Below are 18,020 nucleotides of genomic sequence, written 5' to 3'. Positions count from 1 at the left end.
TAGCAGGTGGAGGCACCAAGGTGGGTCGGCTGTCCGCCGTTTCCCGGATCGCGATCCCGCTCGCCGGTGCCCTGGTGCTCTCGTCCTGTAGTTCGGACGACACACCGAACGACACCTTGCAGATCGTGCAGAACCCCGTCGCGGTCACCGCGGCGGTCTCCCCCGCGGTGACGACCAAACCCGCCGGTTCGGTGTTCGCCGGGCCGGGTGTGAAGGCGCTGGCGACCGATGAGGCGAGCAAGACGCTGGTCGTCGCCGTCTCGGAGCCGCCCTCCCTGCGCATCTACGATCTCGCCGCGCTGGACGCGCCGAAGACGACCGTGGCCTTGCCCGGTCCTGCGGAGCGGCTCACGGTGTCGGGCTCCCAGGTGCTCGCCAGCGTTCCCGGCAAGAGCCTGCTGGCGAAGGTTTCCCTGCCAGGTGGCGCGCTGGAGACGGTTCCGGTCGCGGGGCAGCCGTCGGCCGGTCTCGCCGACGGCGACGCGACGCTGGTCTCCGTCCGCGACCGCAAGGTCGTCGAGGTGCTGACGAAGAACGCGGGCCCGAAGACCATCACCGGCCAGATCTACAGCGCCGACGACGTGCTGAACACCGGCGACGGCGTGGTCGTGCTCGACAAGCTGCGCACCGCCTTGTTCGCCGTCGACCTCACCGAAGGCAAGATCGGCGAGGGTCTTCGTGCGGGCGACGGCGCGGCCAACGCCGTCACCGACGATCTCGGACGCGTTTTCGTCACCGACGCGCGCGCGGGCGCGCTGCTGGCGTTCTCCACGACGCCGTTGCTGCTGCGCCAGCGCTATCCCGTTCCCGGCGGGGCGTACGGCCTCGCCTACGACCGCCCGCGCGGCCTCATGTGGGTCACGCTCACGGGACGCAACGAGGTCGTCGGCTTCGACGTCCGCGGCGGGGAGCCGATCGAGAAACACCGGTTCCCCACCGTGCGGCAGCCAGATTCGGTCACCGTCGACGAGCAGAGCGGCCGCGTGGTCGTCGGCTCGGCCATCGGAGAAGGGATCCAGGTGATCACGCCATGACAGTTGTGGACGAGGCGGTGGTCGAAGGGGATTGGGAGTACCGGCGGCTGCAGCTGCCTCCCGGTGTTTCCCGGCGGGCGGCGGCGACGCAGCTGTCGATCCACGCCGAATTCGCCGGCTGGGAGCTCTCGACCGTCCGGCTCTACTCCGATGGGACCAGGAGGGTGTGGTTGCGCCGCAAGCGCACCGCCACTCCTCTGCCCGGCCTCATCACCTGAACACCCGGTCGAGCCAGCCCGCCCAGAGCGCGTCCTGTTCCGCGGAGTCGACGTCGCCGAACAGGTGATGCATCGCGACCATCGGACCGGCGAAGCCGCGGACGAACCTGAGGAGCGCGTCCCCGGTCCGGATCCCGACCGTCTGGTCGTTCGCGCAATAGACCTCGCCGTCCACAGTGGACACCGCGCCGGTGGACAGGCGGACCTTGTCCCCCGTTTCCGGCCGCCCGGCAAGGCCCAGTTCTCGGCCGAGCTTCAGCCACGCGCTGTCCCAGTCCCCGATCATCGGCCCGAACACCGTGACCGGCACCGCCCGCCTGCCCGCGAAGCCGTTGAGGTACTCGACCAGGGTGCGGAAGAACAGCTCGCCGCCGGCGGTCATCGCCTCGAACTCGTCTTCCCAGTCGTCGCCCGGCAGGAAACCGCTCGTCACGGTCCGCAGCACGGTACTGCCGCCGGAACGGCCCTCGATGAGGAATTCGTAGGCGACGAATCGCCCGTCCGGCCCGGGTTCCGTGCCGTAGACGAGCCGTTCCAGCGGGTCCCACGCCGTGATCGCCGACGTGGGTTCGTAGCCGCCGAAAGCGGTCTTCACGGTGCCGCCGACACCGCCGTCGACCTCGTTGCGCCCCATGAACCACGACGTGATCCCGGGCCCGGTGGCGATGGCGTCCCAGACCTGTTCCGGTGTCGCGTCGACCTCGAGGCGGTCGGTGAGCTCGAATTCGTGGCCCATTCAGCGCTCCTCGGGCTCGGTTTTGACGCTCGGGTGCACGGCGACGACGATCCGGTGGTCGCGGCCCTGTTCGGCGCCTTCGTCGTGGTATTTGCTCACCAGGTTCGTGATCGCGACGGTGAGCTCTTCGGCGAACGCGGCCCTGTCCGCGGCGGACGAGAACCGCACCTCGCCGTCGATCGCGAAGGTCGCGACCCGTTTGCGCGCCTTGGTCGAACCGGTGATCAGCAGGCCGACGTCGCGCACCAGCCTGCCTGCCACGGCGAGCAGCCAGCGTGCGGACAGCCGGTCCGGCGACTGGGCCGGATCGGGCTGCACGGCCGAAAGCGCCGTCGGTGAAATGACGTACGAAGACGCCGTCGCGCGCATCATGCGCTCGGTGACGTTGCCCTTGCGCCGTTCCTCGACGAGCTCGACCAGCCCGTGCTTCTCCAGCGCGCGAAGGTGGTAGTTCACCTTCTGTCTCGGCAGGTCGATCCGCGCGGCCAGCATCGTGGCCGACGCCGGTTCGGCGAGTTCGGCGAGCAGCCGGGCCCGGACGGGATCCAGCGACACTTCGGCCGCTTCCGCGTCCTCGATCACCGCAACGGAGAACATGGCAAGAAGGTGTCACCGAAAAGAGAAACTGTCAAGAACGTCAGGCTTGTCGGCGTGCTTCGGTCACGAGGGCGAGCAGGCGCGGCACCACCTGCGGAGCCGCCTCCAGTGGAACCACGTGCCCGACGCCGGGCAGCACCACTGACGTCCCGTTCTCCACGGCGCCCGCCAGTTCCTCGACGTCCGCCGTGGGCACGAGCCTGTCGCGCTCCCCCACGATCGCGGTCACCGGCACCGCGCCGACCTGCGACAACGCCGATTCCCGCGTGTAGGCGTCCAAGGCTGGCCGGAACGCGGACACCGTCTGCGGCCAGTTGCCGCGGATCATCCGCACGGTCAGTTCGACGTCGGCGGGCACCGGGTCGTCCCCGAAGAGCCACCATCGCAGCCCCGCGGTCACCGCCTTGCTCGTATGCTCCCGCACCAGGCCGATCAGCTTCGACCCGAACACCATCTCCAGGTCCCTGCCGAGTTTCCCGAGCGCGTTCGGCCAGATCGCGTCCGGGGTGACGCCGCCCGCGGACATGGCGAGCAGCCCGATTCCCGCCACCCGCGCGGCGAAGACGTCCGGATGGCGCTGGGCGAGCGACAGGATCGCGAGGCCGCCCATGTCATGGCCGACCAGGACGATCCGGCCGTCGGGGATCACCTTCTCCAGCACCTCGGCCAGATCATCGGCGAGCTGCCCCATGGTGGCCGACGCGGCCCGGACCTCACCGGACTCGCCGTGCCCGCGTTGGTCGTAGGCAACCACCGAGATCGGTTCCTCCGAAGACTCGGACGCCTCAGCCAGCACTGGCGCGATGCCGCGCCAGCTCCGCCTGTCGAGGGCGTACCCGTGGAGGAGCACCACGGTCACCGGCGCCGACGGATCACCCCAGCGCTCGAAGTGCAGGGGTGTGCCATCGGCGGCCAGCAGACCGGGCATCAGGCCGAGCGGAGGAAGCGGTCGAGCACGCGCACGCCGAACTTCAGCGCCTCGACCGGGACACGCTCGTCGACCCCGTGGAACAGCGCGGAGAAATCGAGGTCCGCGGGCAGCTGCAACGGCGCGAACCCGAAGTTGCGGATCCCGAGCGACTGGAACGACTTCGCGTCCGTGCCACCGGACAGCATGTACGGCAGCGTGCGGGCACCCGGGTCCTCGGCGAGGACCGCGTTGGTCATCGCGTCGACGAGAGCGCCGTCGAAGGTCGTCTCGACCGGCGGCAGCTCCATCCACTCCTTCTCGATGTCCGGGCCGAGGATCTCCTCCAGTTCGGCGTTGAACGCCTCGAGACGCCCGGGCAGGATCCGGCAGTCGACCGAGGCCTCCGCGACCGAGGGGATGACGTTCGACTTGTACCCGGCGGTGAGCATCGTCGGATTCGCCGTGTCGCGCAGGGTCGCGCCGATCATCCGGGAGATGTTGCCGAGTTTCGCGACGGAACCCTCGATGTCGTCCTCGGGGAAGTCCCAGCCGGTGATCTCGGTGACGCCGTCGAGGAACTCGCGCACGGAGTCGGTCATCACCAGCGGGAAGCGGTGGTTGCCAAGCCTGGCGACGGCCTCGGACAGCTTGGTGACGGCGTTGTCGCGGTGGATCATCGAGCCGTGGCCGGCGGTGCCGCGCACCCGCAGCTTCATCCAGCGGATGCCCTTTTCGGCCGTCTCGATGAGGTACGCGCGGACGTTGTCCTTCAGCGTGATCGAGAAGCCGCCGACCTCGCTGATCGCCTCGGTGACCCCCTCGAACAGCTCGGGCCGGTTCTCGACCAGCCACTGCGCGCCGTACTTGCCGCCCGCTTCTTCGTCGGCGAGGAACGCGAAGACGAGGTCACGCGGCGGGACGATGCCGTTGAGCTTGTAGTGGCGGGCCAGCGCGAGCGCCATTCCGCACATGTCCTTCATGTCGACCGCGCCGCGGCCCCAGACGTAGTCGTCCTGGATCGCGCCCGAGAACGGGTGGACCGACCACTCCGAGGCGTCGGCCGGGACGGCGTCGAGATGACCGTGGATCAGGAGCGCGCCGCGCGACGGGTCGGCGCCCGGCAACCGGACGATCACGTTGTGGCGGTTCTTGCCGCCGGACTCGACGTAGGTGATCTCGTAGCCCGCGTCGGTGAGCTTCTCGGCGACGTACTCCGCCGCGGCGCGTTCACCGACCAGCGTGTCGGGATCACCCGTGTTGGTCGTGTCGATGCGGATCAGTTCACTGGTGAGCGTGACTGCCTCTTCGGCGGCTGCTTCGATCAAATTCGGTTCGGTCACCAGGCATTCCTACCATTGGTGGAGCCCGCCGACCGGATGCCACCATCGGGTGGACGGCGGGTGGCGGTCCACTCTGGCCGCGCCCAGGGCCGGCTGTGTTTCAGTCCGCCCGGCGGTCCTCGCGCGCCTTCTTGGTGAGCGACCTGCTGACGTAGACCAGCCCGCTGGTCAGGACCACGATGTCGTCGAAGTACACCGGGTCGGGCAACAGATCGAACGGGAACACCGTGTAGGCAAGGGAAATCCAGTAGGCGGCCTTCGTCGGCACCGGCGTGCCCGGCTGATGGACCTGACGGTGTTTCCGCACCAGCTTGACCACGAGGAACAGCGCGACCAGAACGAGGACGACGACCACCACCACGGCCACGGTGCCCAGTGTCGTCCACAGAGAATCCATATGATCCCTCTCTCATCACCACGACACTGTCACCGTTCGCAGGCATAGCCGCGATACGGATCTTGCTGTGCCGCCACCGGATTCAGCACCTCAGCCGGGCCACGGGCCGGCGATACACACGATCGCCGCCGCCCGCCGGGCGAACGAACTCCTCGGCAGCCGAGAGCAAGGGCATCATGTCATCTTGGCAGATCTCACGCGGTCTGCGGCGTGACAGGACTCCCGAACAAACGAGTGGTCCGGGCGCCGCATGCCATGCTCGGGTCATGTCCGGCCGGAGTGACGACCTTCCTGTGCTGACCATCGACGGAGCCTGCTTTTCCGACTTCGACGGGTTCACTCGCGAGTTCTCACGGCTGCTGCTCCGCGACCACACGTGGCGGGGAAACCTCGACGCCTTCAACGACATCCTCGGCGGAGGCTTCGGGACACCCGACAACGGCTGGGTTTTGAGGTGGCTCAACTCGGAGTTGTCCCGGTCCGCGCTCGGCTACGAGGCGACGCTCCGAAAACGAGAGCAGCTTCTCCTCACCTGCCACCCGTCGAACCGTTCGACCGTCCAGGCAGAGATTCTCAAAGCCAAGCGCCGCGAAGGCTCGACGTTGTTCGATGAGATCGTCGGGATCATTCGCGATCACGGACCCGATGGAGACGGCATCCGCCTCGAATTGCGCTGACCGGAGAGGGCTTCTCGGCGACGTTCACCGACCAGCGTGCCGGGCGTTCCTGCCATTGGTGGAGCCCACCGGCCCGCTGCCACCGCGTGGCGGACACCGTGTGAAGGCCCACTTCACGGCGGGTGACCGGTAAGGGGCCCAGGGCGTGGCTGACAGACTGCGGGGGTGATCGTCGGATACGTCCTCGCGCTGCTGGCTGCGGTGGCCTCGGGTAGTGGTTCGGTGCTGGAGTCGATCGGTGTCCGCCGCGCGGGCGCGTACGGCGGCAGCGCACTGGACCTGGTGCACTTGCGGCGCCAATGGGTTTACTTCGTGGGCATCGGCGTCGACCTGGTCGGCTTCGCCTGCGCGGCGGCCGCGTTGCAACGGCTGCCGCTGTTCCTGGTCCAGTCGGTGCTGGCGTTCAGCGTCGGCGTGACGGCCGCGATTTCCGCGTTCATGGGCACCCGCCTGGCCGCGCCGGGTTGGATCGCGCTGGGTGTCGGAGCGGTCGGTCTGATCTTGCTGGGCTTGTCGGCGCAGCCGGGTCCGGCCAAGGTTCTTCCGGCGGCGTGGCGCTGGGTTCTGCCTGCGATGGCGCTGGTCGTGGGGTCGATCGCCTGGTACTTTCGGCGCTTCGATCGCCCCTGGGCCGCGCAGGTGCTCGGTTTCGCGACGGGGGTCGGGTTCAGCGTGGTCGGTGTCTCCGCACGCACCTTGGACCTACCGTCGTCCGGCTGGGCGATTCTGGTGGAACCGGCCGTGTGGGCGATGATCCTCAACGGCTTGGCCGCGGCGGTCTCGTTCGCCCTCGCCCTGCAGAAGGGCGGGGCGACGGCGGTCAACGCGATCATGTTCACCACGAACACGGCGTTGTCCTCGATCATCGGTCTGGTCTTCCTCGACGACCGCGTCCGCGACGGCTTCGCCACGTTCACGGTCGCGGGCCTGATCCTGGCCATGTCGGGTGCGATCGTCACCGCCCACTACGCCACTCAGGCCAAGGAACCCGCGCGTGCGGCTCGACTGAGCCAGTGAGGTCGGGTTCAGAGCGCCTGGCCGGGATCGCCCACGTGGGAAACGCCGTGATCACCGCAGTGGCTCTGGACCTCGCCGAGGAGCACCCGCAGCAGTGAGGTGAGCTGGGCCCGCTGCTCGTCGCTCAGTCCGGACACCAGTTCGAGTTCCCGCTCGAGTACCCGATCGACGGTCCGCTCCACCAGTGCGTGTCCCGCCGGGGTCAACGTCACGTACACGCTGCGGCCTGGCGGTTCGGTGTGCCGCTCGACCAGCCCCTCCCGTTCCGCGCGAGCCACCCGCTGGGAGATCGCGCCCGCCGTGACCAGGGTCGACCTCGCCAGTTCCCTGGTCGTCAGCGAGTACGGCGGGGAACTGCGCCGGAGCACGCTGAGCAGGTCCAACGTGGCCGAATCGACGTCGGAGTCGGAGAGGACGCGGCGGCGGTCCTCACCGAACAACTTGGCCAGTTGCCACACCCGGGTCACGATGCCGATGGACTCGGTCGACGTACCGGGCCGCTCGCGCCGCCATGCCGCCTCGATCTCGTCCGCGGCGTCCGGGGCAGGGACGTTTTCGGGCGCTGCACTCATCCCAGACCTCCATCGCGGTTGTCGGACGCACGACTCACAGCCTATCATTTAGACCTAAACGTGAGTGAGAACGGCGAACTCGAAGGAGGCTGAATGACTCGGACGATCCTGGTCACCGGTGGGGGCACCGGCATCGGCAGGGCTGTGGCGGCGAGGTTCGCGGCGTCGAACGCCGTCGTGCACATCACCGGACGACGCAAGGAAGTGCTGGTCTCGGCCGCGGCCGAACTGGGCGCGTCGATCCGGCCACTCGTCTGCGACAGCACCGATCCCGACCAGGTGACCTCAGCGCTGGCCGAACTGGACGGGCCGATCGACGTGCTGGTCAACAACGCCGGCGGCAACACCGACTTCGATCTTCCCGACCAGGACGGGCTCGCCGGGGTCCTCGCGCGCTGGCGGGCCAACCTGGACGCCAACCTGATCAGCGCCGTGCTGACCACCACCGCGGTCGAGAGCAGGCTGGCCCAAGGCGGATCCGTGATCCATATCGGGTCCATCGCCGCCGACCAGGGCGCCGGATCGTACGGCGCGGCCAAGGCCGGGCTGGCGTCGTGGAACGTCGACCTGGCGCGGCGGCTCGGCGCCCGCGGGATCACCGCGAACGTGGTCGCGCCGGGCTACATCCGCGAGACCGAGTTCTTCCGGGACAAGCTCCCCGCCGAGCGGGCCGAGCAGCTGATCGAGGCGACCAGTACCGGACGCGCCGGGATTCCCGACGACATCGCCGAAACGGTGCACTTCCTTGCTTCCGCCGGCGCCCGGCACATCACCGGGCAGACCTTCGGGGTCAACGGCGGTGCCCACCCGACCAGATGAATGGAGGAGAGGGCCAGGTCCTTGCGGCCCAGTGAGGATACGCATTCAGCGCAACATCCCTGTTCTGGACAGCAGGCACGGTTTCGTCGTCGGGGAGCCGGGGCATCACGGCCTCACCTCAACGATTTGATCAAGGAGCCGGGCTGTGGCCACCTACAGAGTGAAACCGTCAAAACCCTTCGCCGTCTTCGGTGCGCTGGTCGGAGTGGCGATGCTCGTTTTCGTGTTCGTCAACGGCGTCGGGCGGAACAGCGGCTTCCTGTGGCTGTGGGCAGCGGTGTGCGTCGGCATTGTCGGGTTCAATCTCTGGGCTGCGTTCTCCAAGCGGGGTGCCTCGGAGGTCGTCGAAAAGCGAACCACCGAGTAGAGGGCCGGAAGCCCGAGGGGACCGAGGAGCGGATCTCCGACAGTGCTCAGGCGCCCGGCGGGTTCCGTCGCGGTTCGGCCGGCGGATATTGAGGGGTAAGTCAAATGTGTCGTGGTCGTGGGGTGGAGCCGGCGGTGAGGTGAAGGGGCCCTTCACCGCGTCCGATGCGGTGAAGGGCCCCTTCGCCCTTGGTCTATGGTGCAAGCTCGTTCGTTCAGGGGGCGGTCCCAAACACGCGAGTTATTGGGGGGTAAGGCGAAGTTGGGAGGTTGCGAAAGCCACTTTCGCGACGCCTGGGGTCGCGAAAGTGGCTTTCGCGGCACGGCCGCGAGCGAATACCCGCGACCCGACACCTTTGCGTTACCCCTCAATAGGTGTTCGCCGGCGGCGCCCCGGAACCCGCGGCCGGGTAGCCGTTCATCGCGCCCGGTCTCGGCCCACGGCGGGCGAGGCCTGCCAAGCCCAAAAGTCCGGCCAGGCCCAGAAGGCCCCACAGACCGTTGTTCCCGTCGGAGTCATTCCCGTCGTTCGGGTCGTTGTCGGCCTGGTGCCATGCCTGCGTCGCGATGGCGGGCTCGGGCATCGCGGACGCGGGAATCGCTCCGGTCAGGGCGATGGCGCCGGAGGCCACGAACGTGGAGACGACTTTCGCTCCCCTGTGCCGCATTTGATCATCCTTCCCTTCGGTGACAAACGATCATCGGCGTCCGCGTACCCGCACCGAGGGCGTCCACACTCGGGTTTCCTCGAATGTCACCCACACGGTTGTCTTCCGGATTAGACGACCGGCCAGCGGTCATCCAGCGGTGACCGGCTACCAGGGAAGCGAGGACGACGATGACGGCGTGGTGGGGTTTGACCGGCCTGCTCGGCCTGCTGGGGGCTTACGGACTCGTCCGGATCCGGCACCGAGCCGGTGCCCAGGCCGAGGCTCCGGCCGCGGACGTCTTCGCGCGGTATCCCGCCGCCCAGGGGCCGGCGGTGCCGAACGCCGATACCGCGCACACTCCGCTCATGATCCCGGCGGTCACCCCGGAGATGATCCACGGCCCGCGCCGTTGGCGAGCTTCCCGGCCGAGCGGGGTTCGCGCTCGGGTATCCCAACAGGGGCTCGCCGGAACGCAGGCCATCGCGGAGCCGCTCACCGATGCCGGCACTGTTCCGGCCCAGGCGAGCCCGCCGGAGCCGGAGACCCAGCCGGTCGCCGCGGTGCCGGAGCCGCGTCCGTCGGAGGAAGGCACGATCACCGGGGAGCTCACTTCGGATCGGCCCGCTCCCGAGGATGCCTCGGAGGAGCCGAAAGCGGCGGAACCCGAGGAGACCACGAACCGGTTCCGGCCGCGCCGTGTGCTCGCCACGGTCATCCGCAAGGCCAAGGAAGCCAAGAAGATCCTCCGCCGGAACTGAGTGCGGATTTGGGGTGGCGCGGGCCGGACCCCCAGCAACCGGCCCGCGCCCGACCCTCACGGCACTTCCTCGACCACCGCGAGACCCGTTCCACCCGACCATCGTGCGGCCGGGACCCGGCCCGCGCATGGGTGCAGGGCCCCCATATTCCGGCGCGATGGGTGGCTGACCGCGGGAGAGCCGGTCGTCACTCTCCGGGCATCTTCGTGCGTGCGCTGAATGTGGGTACGTCGCCCCCATGTGCGGGCGATGCCTAACTGAAAGCATGACTGCCGTGACGCCCCAGCCCACGGCGACGTCCCTGCCGCTGACGTGGTGGGTGCACGGCCAGACCCCGCGCGAACGCGCGGCGACGACCAAGCCCGCATGGGCGCACTTCGCCGAACACGCCGTCACCGCGCTTCTGCCGGAGCGTCCCCCAGTCGGTGACTGGCGTGCCGCGTTCGCCGGGGTCTTCAGGTCGTTCGTCGACGCCGCCACTCGTGAGGCGGTCCCGGACGATCTCGCGGACGCCGACGTCGAAGCACTCCGCCGGGGGTTCGCGGCCCAACTCGACCAGCATCTGCTCAAGCTCTCGGTCCGCACGCTCGTACTGGAGCTCCACCGCGCCCGCAAAGCCGGGATCCTTCGGGGCGAGACACCCGAAGAGCGCTTCTCGGACTTCGTGCGCCAGCAGTCCACCCCGGCCGGCCTCGTCCGGCTGTTCAGCGAATACCCGGTACTGGCCCGGCTCCTCGCCCAGGCCTGCCTCCACGCCGCCGAAGCCCACGCCGAAACACTGGCCCGCTTCTCGGCCGATGCCGCCGCGTTGCCCTGCTCGGTCGTGGACGGCGAACTCGGCACGCTCGTCGAGGTCGCGGGCGGGATCGGGGACTCGCACGCACGCGGGCGTTCGGTCAAACTGCTCCGCTTCTCCAGCGGTGCCAAGGTGATCTACAAACCCCGCCCGCTGATCCTGCACGATCGGTTCACCGACATCGTCGAACAGGTCAACAAGCGACTGCCCGGTCTCCACCTGCGGACCGCCGACGCACTCCAGCGTGACGGGTACGGCTGGCTCCGGTTCGTCGAGCACCGGCCGTGCGCCGACATCGCCGACGTCGACCGGTTCTACCGCCGTCAGGGCATCCTCCTGGCGCTCCTGCACGCGCTCGACGCGACCGACGTCCACTACGAGAACATCATCGCCTGCGGTGACCAGCCGGTGCTGATCGACATCGAGACGCTGTTCCAGCCGTCTCCACCCGATCCGCCGGAGGGCGACCCGGCCGCGGCGATGCTGGCGCGATCGGTACAGCGCACGCTGCTCCTCCCCCAGCTCTTCGCGGGCGAGCACGGCGCCGTCGACATCTCCGGTCTGGCGGGCCGCGGCGGCAAGCTGCCCACCGACCGGATCGATTGGGCCGATCCGGGCACCGACCACATGCGGCTGATCCGGGTCCCCGGCGAACTCGCGGGCGGGAACAACCTCCCGCGTCTCGACGGCCGTGACGTCACCCCCGTCGAGCACAGTGCGGCACTGCTGGCCGGGTTCCGGCTCGGCTACGACGCGATCTCCACCGGACGGGACGAACTCGCCGAGCTTCTGCGGCGCTGCGCCGAGGATCCCATCCGGGTGCTCATCCGGCCGACGAACTTCTACTTCCGCCTGCTCGACGAGACCACCCATCCCGACCTCCTGCGTGACGCCGCCGACCGCGACCACGCGTTCGACCTGCTCGAAGAGGACTCGGCGGACGAGGAGAAACTGCTCCGGCTCGTCCCGCACGAGCGGGCCGACCTGTGGGCGGGCGACGTGCCGATGTTCACCTCGAACCCCGGCTCGACCTCACTGCTGGATTCGCGTGGTGACAGCGTCGATGGAGTGGTCGACCGGGCGTCGCTGGACACCGTGCTGGCCAAGGTCGCCGACATGGATCCGCTCGATCAGCGTGACCAGGAATGGCTGATCTCGGCCACCCTCGCGATCAGCACGGCGACCGACGACCACCATGGCGGCGGCGAGACCGCGGAAACGGCGGTGCCGAACCAGGCGCCCGACCCGGAACGCCTGCTGCTCACCGCGTGCGGGATCGCCGACCACATCGTCGCCAACGCCTTCTCCGACGAGCACCGCTCGAACTGGCTCGGGATCGAACTCGTCGACGACCGCTATTGGACCGTCCTGCCGATGGGGGCGGGACTCGGCGAAGGCTATTGCGGGGTCGCGTTGTTCCTCGCCCAGCTCGCCGAGCTGACCGGGATCGCGCGGTACCGCGATCTGGCCGCGTACGCGATCAGCCCGCTCCCCGGTCTCTTCGCCACGCTCCGCGCCGATCCCGGACTGGCCGCCACCGCCGGCTGCGGCGGGCTTCTCGGGCTCGGCGGCGTCGCGTACACGATCGCGCGGCTCAGCACCCTGGTCGGCCTTCCTGTGGGCGACCTCATCGAGCAGGCCGTCGACCTGATGCCCGAGGCCACCCCCGAAACACCGTCCGGATTCACGACGGGCCTGGCAGGCGGGGTCGCGTCGATGCGCTCGGTGTATGTCCAAACAGGACTCGAGGCGGCGTTGAAGCGGGCGGACCGCTACACCGGACAGCTGCTCGAACGCGAACGTCCACATGAGACCGGTTTCGCCCGCGGTCCGACCGGGATCGACTGGGTCCTCCGGGCACACGACCGTTCCGGCGAAGAACCACCCGGAAAGGCGGACGATCGGGCGGAAAGCACCGGCGGCTGGTGCGAAGGTCTCGCGGGCGAGGCACTCGGCCAGGCCGCGCACCTGCCGGATCCCGGATCCGCCCGTGGCCTGGACCGGACGATCAAACGGCTGGCCGACGGGGCACCGCTGAAGGATCTCAGCCTCTGCCACGGCGAGTCCGGAGTGCTGGACGTGTTGTGCGTGCTGGCGGAGAACGGGCACACTGGCGCCGCCGCCGCGGTACGCCGCCGGACCGGTCATCTGCTCGCCGCCATCGATCAGCGCGGTACCCGCTGCGGGACTCCCGGCGCGGTCCCCTCGCCAGGACTGCTGAGCGGCCTGGCGGGGATCGGCTACGGCCTGCTGCGGCTGGGATTCGGCGACCGGGTCCCGTCCGCGCTCCTGCTCCGCCCCGACCGGCCGCATCCCGCGGCCACCGTTGTTCCGCCGGTAAACCGAGTATGAGGAGAAGAACCGAATGTACGAAAGAGATCTGCCCGCCACCGAAGACGCCCTCGGCGCCGTGAACCTGCCGCGCGCCCTCGAGGTCGGCTCGCGCAACCACGCGCTGGCGGGCAGCAAGCCGCGGCTGAGCGCCAACCCGCTCGCCACCCTTTCCACGGACCCCGGTTCACCGTCCGTCGTCAGTGTGTTCACCGGCGGCTGGATCTGAGGTCCGTCAAAAGCTCACGAAGGCGGGCTCGCGCCGCCCGCCTTCGTGATCGCCTTTCCCCATGACTGCGGAATCCGCTCGCTATAGTCGCGACCGTGGGGATCCGTTCGTCGCGGGTGATCGGCCGCGACGCCGAACTGACCGAGCTTTCCGAAGCTCTCGATCGCGCCATCGCGGGCCGCGGCGGCGCGATCTTTCTCGTCGGCGAAGGCGGCATCGGCAAGTCCCGCCTCGCCACCGAAGCCGCGTCTCGCGCGGTCGCCGCCGACATCCCGGTTCTGCAGGGCAGGGCCGGTTCGATCGGTCCGCTCGTCCCGTTCCGGCCGCTGACCCAGGCGCTGTTGTCGCATTTCCGCGGCGGCGGACCGCCGGAGGCGGCCGAACTCGACCCGTTCGTCCCGGTGCTCGCCCAGCTCGTTCCCGACTGGGGCCAAGGCGACCGGCCGCGGGAATCGGGCTCCCTGCTGGTGCTCGCCGAAGCGGTGTTCCGGCTGCTGGCCGTGACCAGCCGCGACCGCGGCGCGCTCCTGGTCCTCGACGACCTCCAGGACGCCGACGCCGAAACGCTGTTCATCCTCGAATACCTCGTCGACAACCTGCCCGCGGCACAGACCCTGTTCGTCGGCACGCTCCGCAACGAGCCCTCCGACGCCCTCCGCCTCGCGACCTCCGGTGCCCAGCGGATGAGCTGCGCCGTCGTCGAACTCGGCAGGCTCGGTCTCGCCGACACCCGCGCACTCGCGGCGGCCTGCCTGGAGACCGAGCCGGGCAAACTGCCGTCGCCCGCGGCAGAACTGTTGTGGCGCAACAGCGCCGGCCTGCCGTTCATCGTCGAGGAACTGCTCCACGGCATGGTGAACGAGGGCCTGCTGGTCGAGGGCCGGGACGGCTGGCGGGTCATCGGCGAACTCCGCGCCCGCGTACCCGCCGCCCTGGTCACCAGTATCGGCGTCCGGACGGAGCAACTCGGCGAGCAGGCGGGCGAACTGCTGTCGGTCGCCGCGATCATCGGCCGCCGCTTCCCGCTGACGGTGGTGCAGACGGTGATCGGCACGAACGACCGGACCCTGCACAACCACCTGAGCGCCGCCGTCTCGGCGAACCTGGTGACCACCGACGAGACGACGCCGGGCTGGTACGCCTTCCGTCATCCGCTGACCGCGGAAGCGCTGCTGGCACGCCAGTCACCGGCCCGCAAGGCGGCACTCGCCCGTCAAGCCGCCGACGCCGTCGAGAAGCTGTACCCGGGTCTGCCGGGCGATCTGTGCGCGCTCGTCGCGTCGCTCCGGCTGACCGCGATGGACGAACGGGCCGCGGGCCACCTGTTCGCGCGGACCGGTCGCCGCGCCCTCGACGCCGGCGCCGCGGATTCCGCGGTCACGATGCTCACCAAAGCCGTCGACCTGCTCGCCGGTGCCGACGCGGGTGATCGGGCCGAGGTACTGGAGACACTGCTGTACGCGCTCGGGCAGACCGGCCAATTCGACCGCGCCGTCGAGCTTTCGGCGGGCTTCGTCGAGATCGGCACGCTCGAACGGGCCGCCAAACTGCACACCCAGCTCGCCTGGGCCGCCTACATCGCCGGACGGCACGACGAATGCCTCGGCCAGATCGAACGCGCCCGAGCTCCACTCGGTTCCGCGATCTCGCCAGCTCAGCAGGCCGCGCTCGACGCCGTCGAAGCGAACCTGTGGCTCGACGTCCCCGGCCGGACCGGCACAGCGGAACGGCTCGCGCGTCAGGCGTGGAAAGTGGCCGAGGAGACCGAGCAGCCGTTCGTCGTCTGCCAGGCACTGCAGGTGCTCGGCATGCTCGCGCTGTCGCGGGACCTCACCGAATCCGAGCAGTACATGCAGCTCGCGCGGCGAACCGCCGAGGACAACCACCTGCACCACCTCCGCACCCAGGCGCTGGTCCGGCTCGGCGGGCATCGCGTGCTGATGAACGGCGACGAGCAGACCCTGCTGCTCGCCCGCGCGGACGCCCAGCGGACCGGGTCCATCACGCTGCACTGCGCGGTCGATTCCGTGCGCACCATGCACGCGATCCTGCGCTGCGAGTTCGACACCGCGCACGCGCTGCTGGAAGAGAACCTCGCCGTGCTCGGCAGGCTCCGGTTGACCGCGTTGCTGCAGTACGCGCATATGACCAGGGCGATGTCGGCCGGGCACCGCGCCGACCGCCCGGCGATGGAGCGGGCGCTCGACGACTTCCGGCAAAGCGGCGGCGAGAACGCGCAGGAGATGGTGCTGAGCATCGGGCTGGCACGCGTCTTCTGTTCACTGCTCGAGGAGGACTTCGAGCGGGCGCGCCGCGAACTCGACCAGGTCATCGAGCTGGAGGACCGGCGGCCGAGCCGGTTCCACCTCGCCGGACAGCACGGGCTCAGGACGCTCGTCGACACCCTCGGCGGCGCTCCCTGCCCGGAGGCGGGCTCCGCCGTGAGCGGGATGCGGTGGAACCGGCAGTTCGTCGAATTCGCGCACGCCGTCGAGCACGGCAGGCGCGGTGACACGGCGGAGGCCGAACGGTCGGTGGCCTCCGCACTCGAGACGTCGGCGCCCTATCCCCTTGCCCGGCACCTCGGGCTCCGGCTGATCGCCGAACCGGCCGCCGCCGACGGCTGGGGAGATCCGGCGGGCTGGCTCAACGAGGCCGAGGAGTACTTCCACGGCAGGGACATCCAGGCGGTCGCGGCCGCCTGCCGGAGCCTGCTCCGCAAGCTCGGCGCACCCGTGCGGCAGCGCCGGTCCGGTGTCGACCGGGTCCCCGGTGAGCTGCGCGCGGCCGGCGTCACCGTCCGCGAATACGAGGTGCTGGTACTGCTCGCCGAGCGCATGGGCAACAAGGACATCGGCGCCCGGCTGCACATCTCGCCCCGCACGGTCGAGAAGCACGTCGCGAGCCTGCTCGCCAAGACCGGGCTCGCCGACCGTTCGGCCCTCGCCGAACACGCCGCCGGACCGCGACCTGGCATGCTGTGATCCATGAGCGACCTCACCGTGTACGGCGCCGACTGGTGCCCCGACGTCAAACGCAGCCGTGCCCTGCTGGACGCGAAGGGCGTCGAGTACGACTACATCGACGTCGAAGCGGACACTGTCGCCGAGGAAACCGTGCGGGCGCTGCAGAACGGTGAGCGCCGGATCCCCACCATCGTCTGGCCGGACGGCACCCACCTGGTCGAGCCGAGCGACGACGAGCTCACCGCGCACCTGGACCGGTGACCCTCCCGGACGTCCCGGTCGGCACGAGGGTCGTCGTGCGGTACCGGATCGAAGGCGGGTTCACCGACGCGCTCGGCTACCTGCGCTCCCGTGACGACGCGGAATGCGCGGTGGAGACCAAACGCGGGCTGGTGACGATCCGGCTGGCGGACATCGTCCTCGCGAAGACCGTCCCGCCTCCACCACAGCCGCGTCCTCGCCCGGTCTGATCGCTGTTTCGCCCCGGCGCTCCCGGGTAAGCGAGGGAATCCCCTTCAGGAGGTTCCCTTGGCTGCCACAACGGAAAACCCGGACGGTCCGACGGAGTTGTCCCGTCGATCGTGGTTCGCGGTGCTCAAACGGACGTTCGCCCAGTTCAACCACGACAACATGCTGGACTGGGCGGCCGCCCTCACCTACTACGGCGTCCTCTCGCTCTTCCCCGGGTTGCTGGTCCTGACCGCGATCCTCGGTCTCCTCGGGCCGTCCGCGACCCAGACCCTGGTCGACAACGTCGGCCGGATCGCACCGGGGCAGGGCCGGGAGATCCTGGTCGGCGCGATCGAGGAGCTGTCCAAATCCGGCGGACTGGCCAGCACGGCGGCGATCATCGGCTTCGTGGGCGCGTTGTGGTCGGCGTCCGGCTACATCGGCGCGTTCATGCGTGCGTCCAACGTCATCTATTCGATGCCCGAAGGCCGCCCGATCTGGAAGACCGTGCCGCTGCGGGTCGGGCTCACCATCGCCGTGCTGATCGTCCTCGCCCTGTGCGCCGCCGGTGTGGTGGCGACCGGCGGGGTCGCGCGCTACCTCGGTGACCTGATCGGCCTCGGTTCGACGGGTGTCCTCGTCTGGGACATCGCGAAATGGCCGGTGATCGCGCTGCTGGCCGGGCTGGCGTTCGCACTGCTCTACTGGGTGAGCCCCAACGTGCGGCAGCCGAAGTTCCGCTGGCTCACGCCCGGCGGGCTCGTGGCCGTGGTGCTCTGGGCAGCCGCCACCGCGGGATTCGCCTTCTACGTGAGCAATTTCGGCTCGTACAACAAGGTCTACGGTTCGCTCGCCGGGGTCATCGTGTTCCTGATCTGGCTGTGGATCTCGAACATCGCCGTCCTCCTCGGCGCCGAGCTGGACGCGGAACTCACCCGTGGCAAGGAGCGTGCCTCCGGACGCCCCGCCGACGACGAGCCGTTCCTCCCGCCGCGCGACACCAAGGCGATGGACGACGACGAAGCGGCCGCGGTCGCCGAAGCCACCGACTGACTCCCGCACATATTGAGGGGTAAGGCAAAGGTGGCGCGGTGGGTGCCGGGGGTCGCTCCCGCGTAGGCGTTCTCCTGGTAGTGAGGGCCTCTTTGCCTACTCTG

Annotated in this window: 20 protein-coding genes; 13 read left to right on the top strand and 7 right to left on the bottom strand. The window is 69.4% G+C overall.

Annotated features, from left to right (window positions below; all coding sequences use genetic code 11):
* Window positions 1-20 precede the first annotated feature (20 nt).
* Together ACLJO0_RS26430 and ACLJO0_RS26425 are read left to right on the top strand one after the other, a co-directional pair.
* Complete coding sequence (locus ACLJO0_RS26430; protein WP_410581126.1) at window positions 21-1,034, top strand: YncE family protein; 1,014 nt, start codon at window positions 21-23, stop codon at window positions 1,032-1,034.
* Window positions 1,031-1,252: a DUF5703 family protein gene (locus tag ACLJO0_RS26425; protein ID WP_016334446.1), complete on the top strand. Its 222-nt coding sequence runs from the start codon at window positions 1,031-1,033 to the stop codon at window positions 1,250-1,252. The genes ACLJO0_RS26430 and ACLJO0_RS26425 overlap by 4 nt, the downstream gene beginning before the upstream one ends.
* On the opposite strand, the gene ACLJO0_RS26420 is transcribed toward ACLJO0_RS26425, so the two are convergent.
* From ACLJO0_RS26420 to ACLJO0_RS26400, 5 genes are all read right to left on the bottom strand, one after another.
* On the bottom strand, window positions 1,245-1,988 hold the full coding sequence (locus ACLJO0_RS26420; RefSeq protein WP_410581125.1) for an SRPBCC family protein: 744 nt from the start codon (window positions 1,986-1,988) through the stop codon (window positions 1,245-1,247). The two genes, ACLJO0_RS26425 and ACLJO0_RS26420, sit on opposite strands and share 8 nt — an antisense overlap.
* Window positions 1,989-2,585 (bottom strand): winged helix-turn-helix domain-containing protein, encoded by a 597-nt coding sequence (locus tag ACLJO0_RS26415; RefSeq protein WP_125787694.1) that lies wholly within the window; start codon window positions 2,583-2,585, stop codon window positions 1,989-1,991.
* Between the two features lie 40 nt (window positions 2,586-2,625).
* On the bottom strand, window positions 2,626-3,513 hold the full coding sequence (locus tag ACLJO0_RS26410) for an alpha/beta fold hydrolase (RefSeq protein WP_410581123.1): 888 nt from the start codon (window positions 3,511-3,513) through the stop codon (window positions 2,626-2,628).
* Window positions 3,513-4,835 (bottom strand): M20/M25/M40 family metallo-hydrolase, encoded by a 1,323-nt coding sequence (locus ACLJO0_RS26405; protein ID WP_410581122.1) that lies wholly within the window; start codon window positions 4,833-4,835, stop codon window positions 3,513-3,515. The genes ACLJO0_RS26410 and ACLJO0_RS26405 overlap by 1 nt, the downstream gene beginning before the upstream one ends.
* Before the next feature lie 100 nt (window positions 4,836-4,935).
* Complete coding sequence (locus tag ACLJO0_RS26400) at window positions 4,936-5,232, bottom strand: YkvA family protein (protein WP_410581120.1); 297 nt, start codon at window positions 5,230-5,232, stop codon at window positions 4,936-4,938.
* 266 nt (window positions 5,233-5,498) lie between these two features.
* On the opposite strand from ACLJO0_RS26400, the gene ACLJO0_RS26395 reads away from it, so the two are divergent.
* Window positions 5,499-5,909 (top strand): barnase inhibitor, encoded by a 411-nt coding sequence (locus tag ACLJO0_RS26395; protein ID WP_410581119.1) that lies wholly within the window; start codon window positions 5,499-5,501, stop codon window positions 5,907-5,909.
* 165 nt (window positions 5,910-6,074) lie between these two features.
* A complete protein-coding gene (locus tag ACLJO0_RS26390) occupies window positions 6,075-6,926 on the top strand; it encodes a hypothetical protein (protein ID WP_410581117.1) in 852 nt (283 codons plus the stop codon).
* Between the two features lie 8 nt (window positions 6,927-6,934).
* Here the strand turns inward: ACLJO0_RS26390 and ACLJO0_RS26385 are convergent, their stop codons facing one another.
* Window positions 6,935-7,498, bottom strand: a complete 564-nt coding sequence (locus tag ACLJO0_RS26385) for a MarR family winged helix-turn-helix transcriptional regulator (protein WP_410581116.1) — start codon at window positions 7,496-7,498, stop codon at window positions 6,935-6,937.
* A gap of 93 nt (window positions 7,499-7,591) precedes the next feature.
* Here ACLJO0_RS26385 and ACLJO0_RS26380 point away from each other — a divergent pair, with 93 nt between their 5' ends.
* A complete protein-coding gene (locus ACLJO0_RS26380) occupies window positions 7,592-8,317 on the top strand; it encodes an SDR family NAD(P)-dependent oxidoreductase (RefSeq protein ID WP_410581115.1) in 726 nt (241 codons plus the stop codon).
* Window positions 8,318-8,462: 145 nt separating this feature from the next.
* Entirely contained in the window at window positions 8,463-8,684 is a 222-nt protein-coding gene (locus ACLJO0_RS26375) for a hypothetical protein (RefSeq protein ID WP_410581113.1), read from the top strand.
* A gap of 367 nt (window positions 8,685-9,051) precedes the next feature.
* Here the strand turns inward: ACLJO0_RS26375 and ACLJO0_RS26370 are convergent, their stop codons facing one another.
* A complete protein-coding gene (locus ACLJO0_RS26370) occupies window positions 9,052-9,351 on the bottom strand; it encodes a WGxxGxxG family protein (RefSeq protein ID WP_410581111.1) in 300 nt (99 codons plus the stop codon).
* Window positions 9,352-9,521: 170 nt separating this feature from the next.
* Between ACLJO0_RS26370 and ACLJO0_RS26365 the strand changes: the two genes are divergently transcribed.
* From ACLJO0_RS26365 to ACLJO0_RS26335, 7 genes are all read left to right on the top strand, one after another.
* The gene (locus tag ACLJO0_RS26365) at window positions 9,522-10,091 is read left to right on the top strand and encodes a hypothetical protein (RefSeq protein ID WP_410581110.1); all 570 of its coding nucleotides are present in this window, start codon (window positions 9,522-9,524) and stop codon (window positions 10,089-10,091) included.
* A gap of 265 nt (window positions 10,092-10,356) precedes the next feature.
* Window positions 10,357-13,239, top strand: a complete 2,883-nt coding sequence (locus ACLJO0_RS26360; protein ID WP_410581108.1) for a type 2 lanthipeptide synthetase LanM family protein — start codon at window positions 10,357-10,359, stop codon at window positions 13,237-13,239.
* 13 nt (window positions 13,240-13,252) lie between these two features.
* The gene (locus tag ACLJO0_RS26355) at window positions 13,253-13,447 is read left to right on the top strand and encodes a hypothetical protein (protein ID WP_125801601.1); all 195 of its coding nucleotides are present in this window, start codon (window positions 13,253-13,255) and stop codon (window positions 13,445-13,447) included.
* Between the two features lie 95 nt (window positions 13,448-13,542).
* On the top strand, window positions 13,543-16,431 hold the full coding sequence (locus tag ACLJO0_RS26350; RefSeq protein WP_410581107.1) for a helix-turn-helix transcriptional regulator: 2,889 nt from the start codon (window positions 13,543-13,545) through the stop codon (window positions 16,429-16,431).
* Window positions 16,432-16,434: 3 nt separating this feature from the next.
* Window positions 16,435-16,674 carry a glutaredoxin family protein gene (locus tag ACLJO0_RS26345; protein ID WP_125783065.1) on the top strand — a complete coding sequence of 80 codons (240 nt, stop codon included), beginning with the start codon at window positions 16,435-16,437 and terminating at the stop codon, window positions 16,672-16,674.
* Window positions 16,671-16,883, top strand: a complete 213-nt coding sequence (locus ACLJO0_RS26340) for a ferrous iron transport protein A (RefSeq protein WP_125783063.1) — start codon at window positions 16,671-16,673, stop codon at window positions 16,881-16,883. The genes ACLJO0_RS26345 and ACLJO0_RS26340 overlap by 4 nt, the downstream gene beginning before the upstream one ends.
* A gap of 58 nt (window positions 16,884-16,941) precedes the next feature.
* Window positions 16,942-17,916: a YihY/virulence factor BrkB family protein gene (locus ACLJO0_RS26335; RefSeq protein WP_410581106.1), complete on the top strand. Its 975-nt coding sequence runs from the start codon at window positions 16,942-16,944 to the stop codon at window positions 17,914-17,916.
* Window positions 17,917-18,020 lie beyond the last annotated feature (104 nt).

This window comes from Amycolatopsis sp. lyj-108, assembly GCF_046549005.1.
Taxonomy (GTDB): Bacteria; Actinomycetota; Actinomycetes; order Mycobacteriales; family Pseudonocardiaceae; genus Amycolatopsis.
The sequence above is the reverse complement of the archived record's forward strand: the minus strand, read 5'-3'. Positions and strand labels throughout refer to the sequence as shown.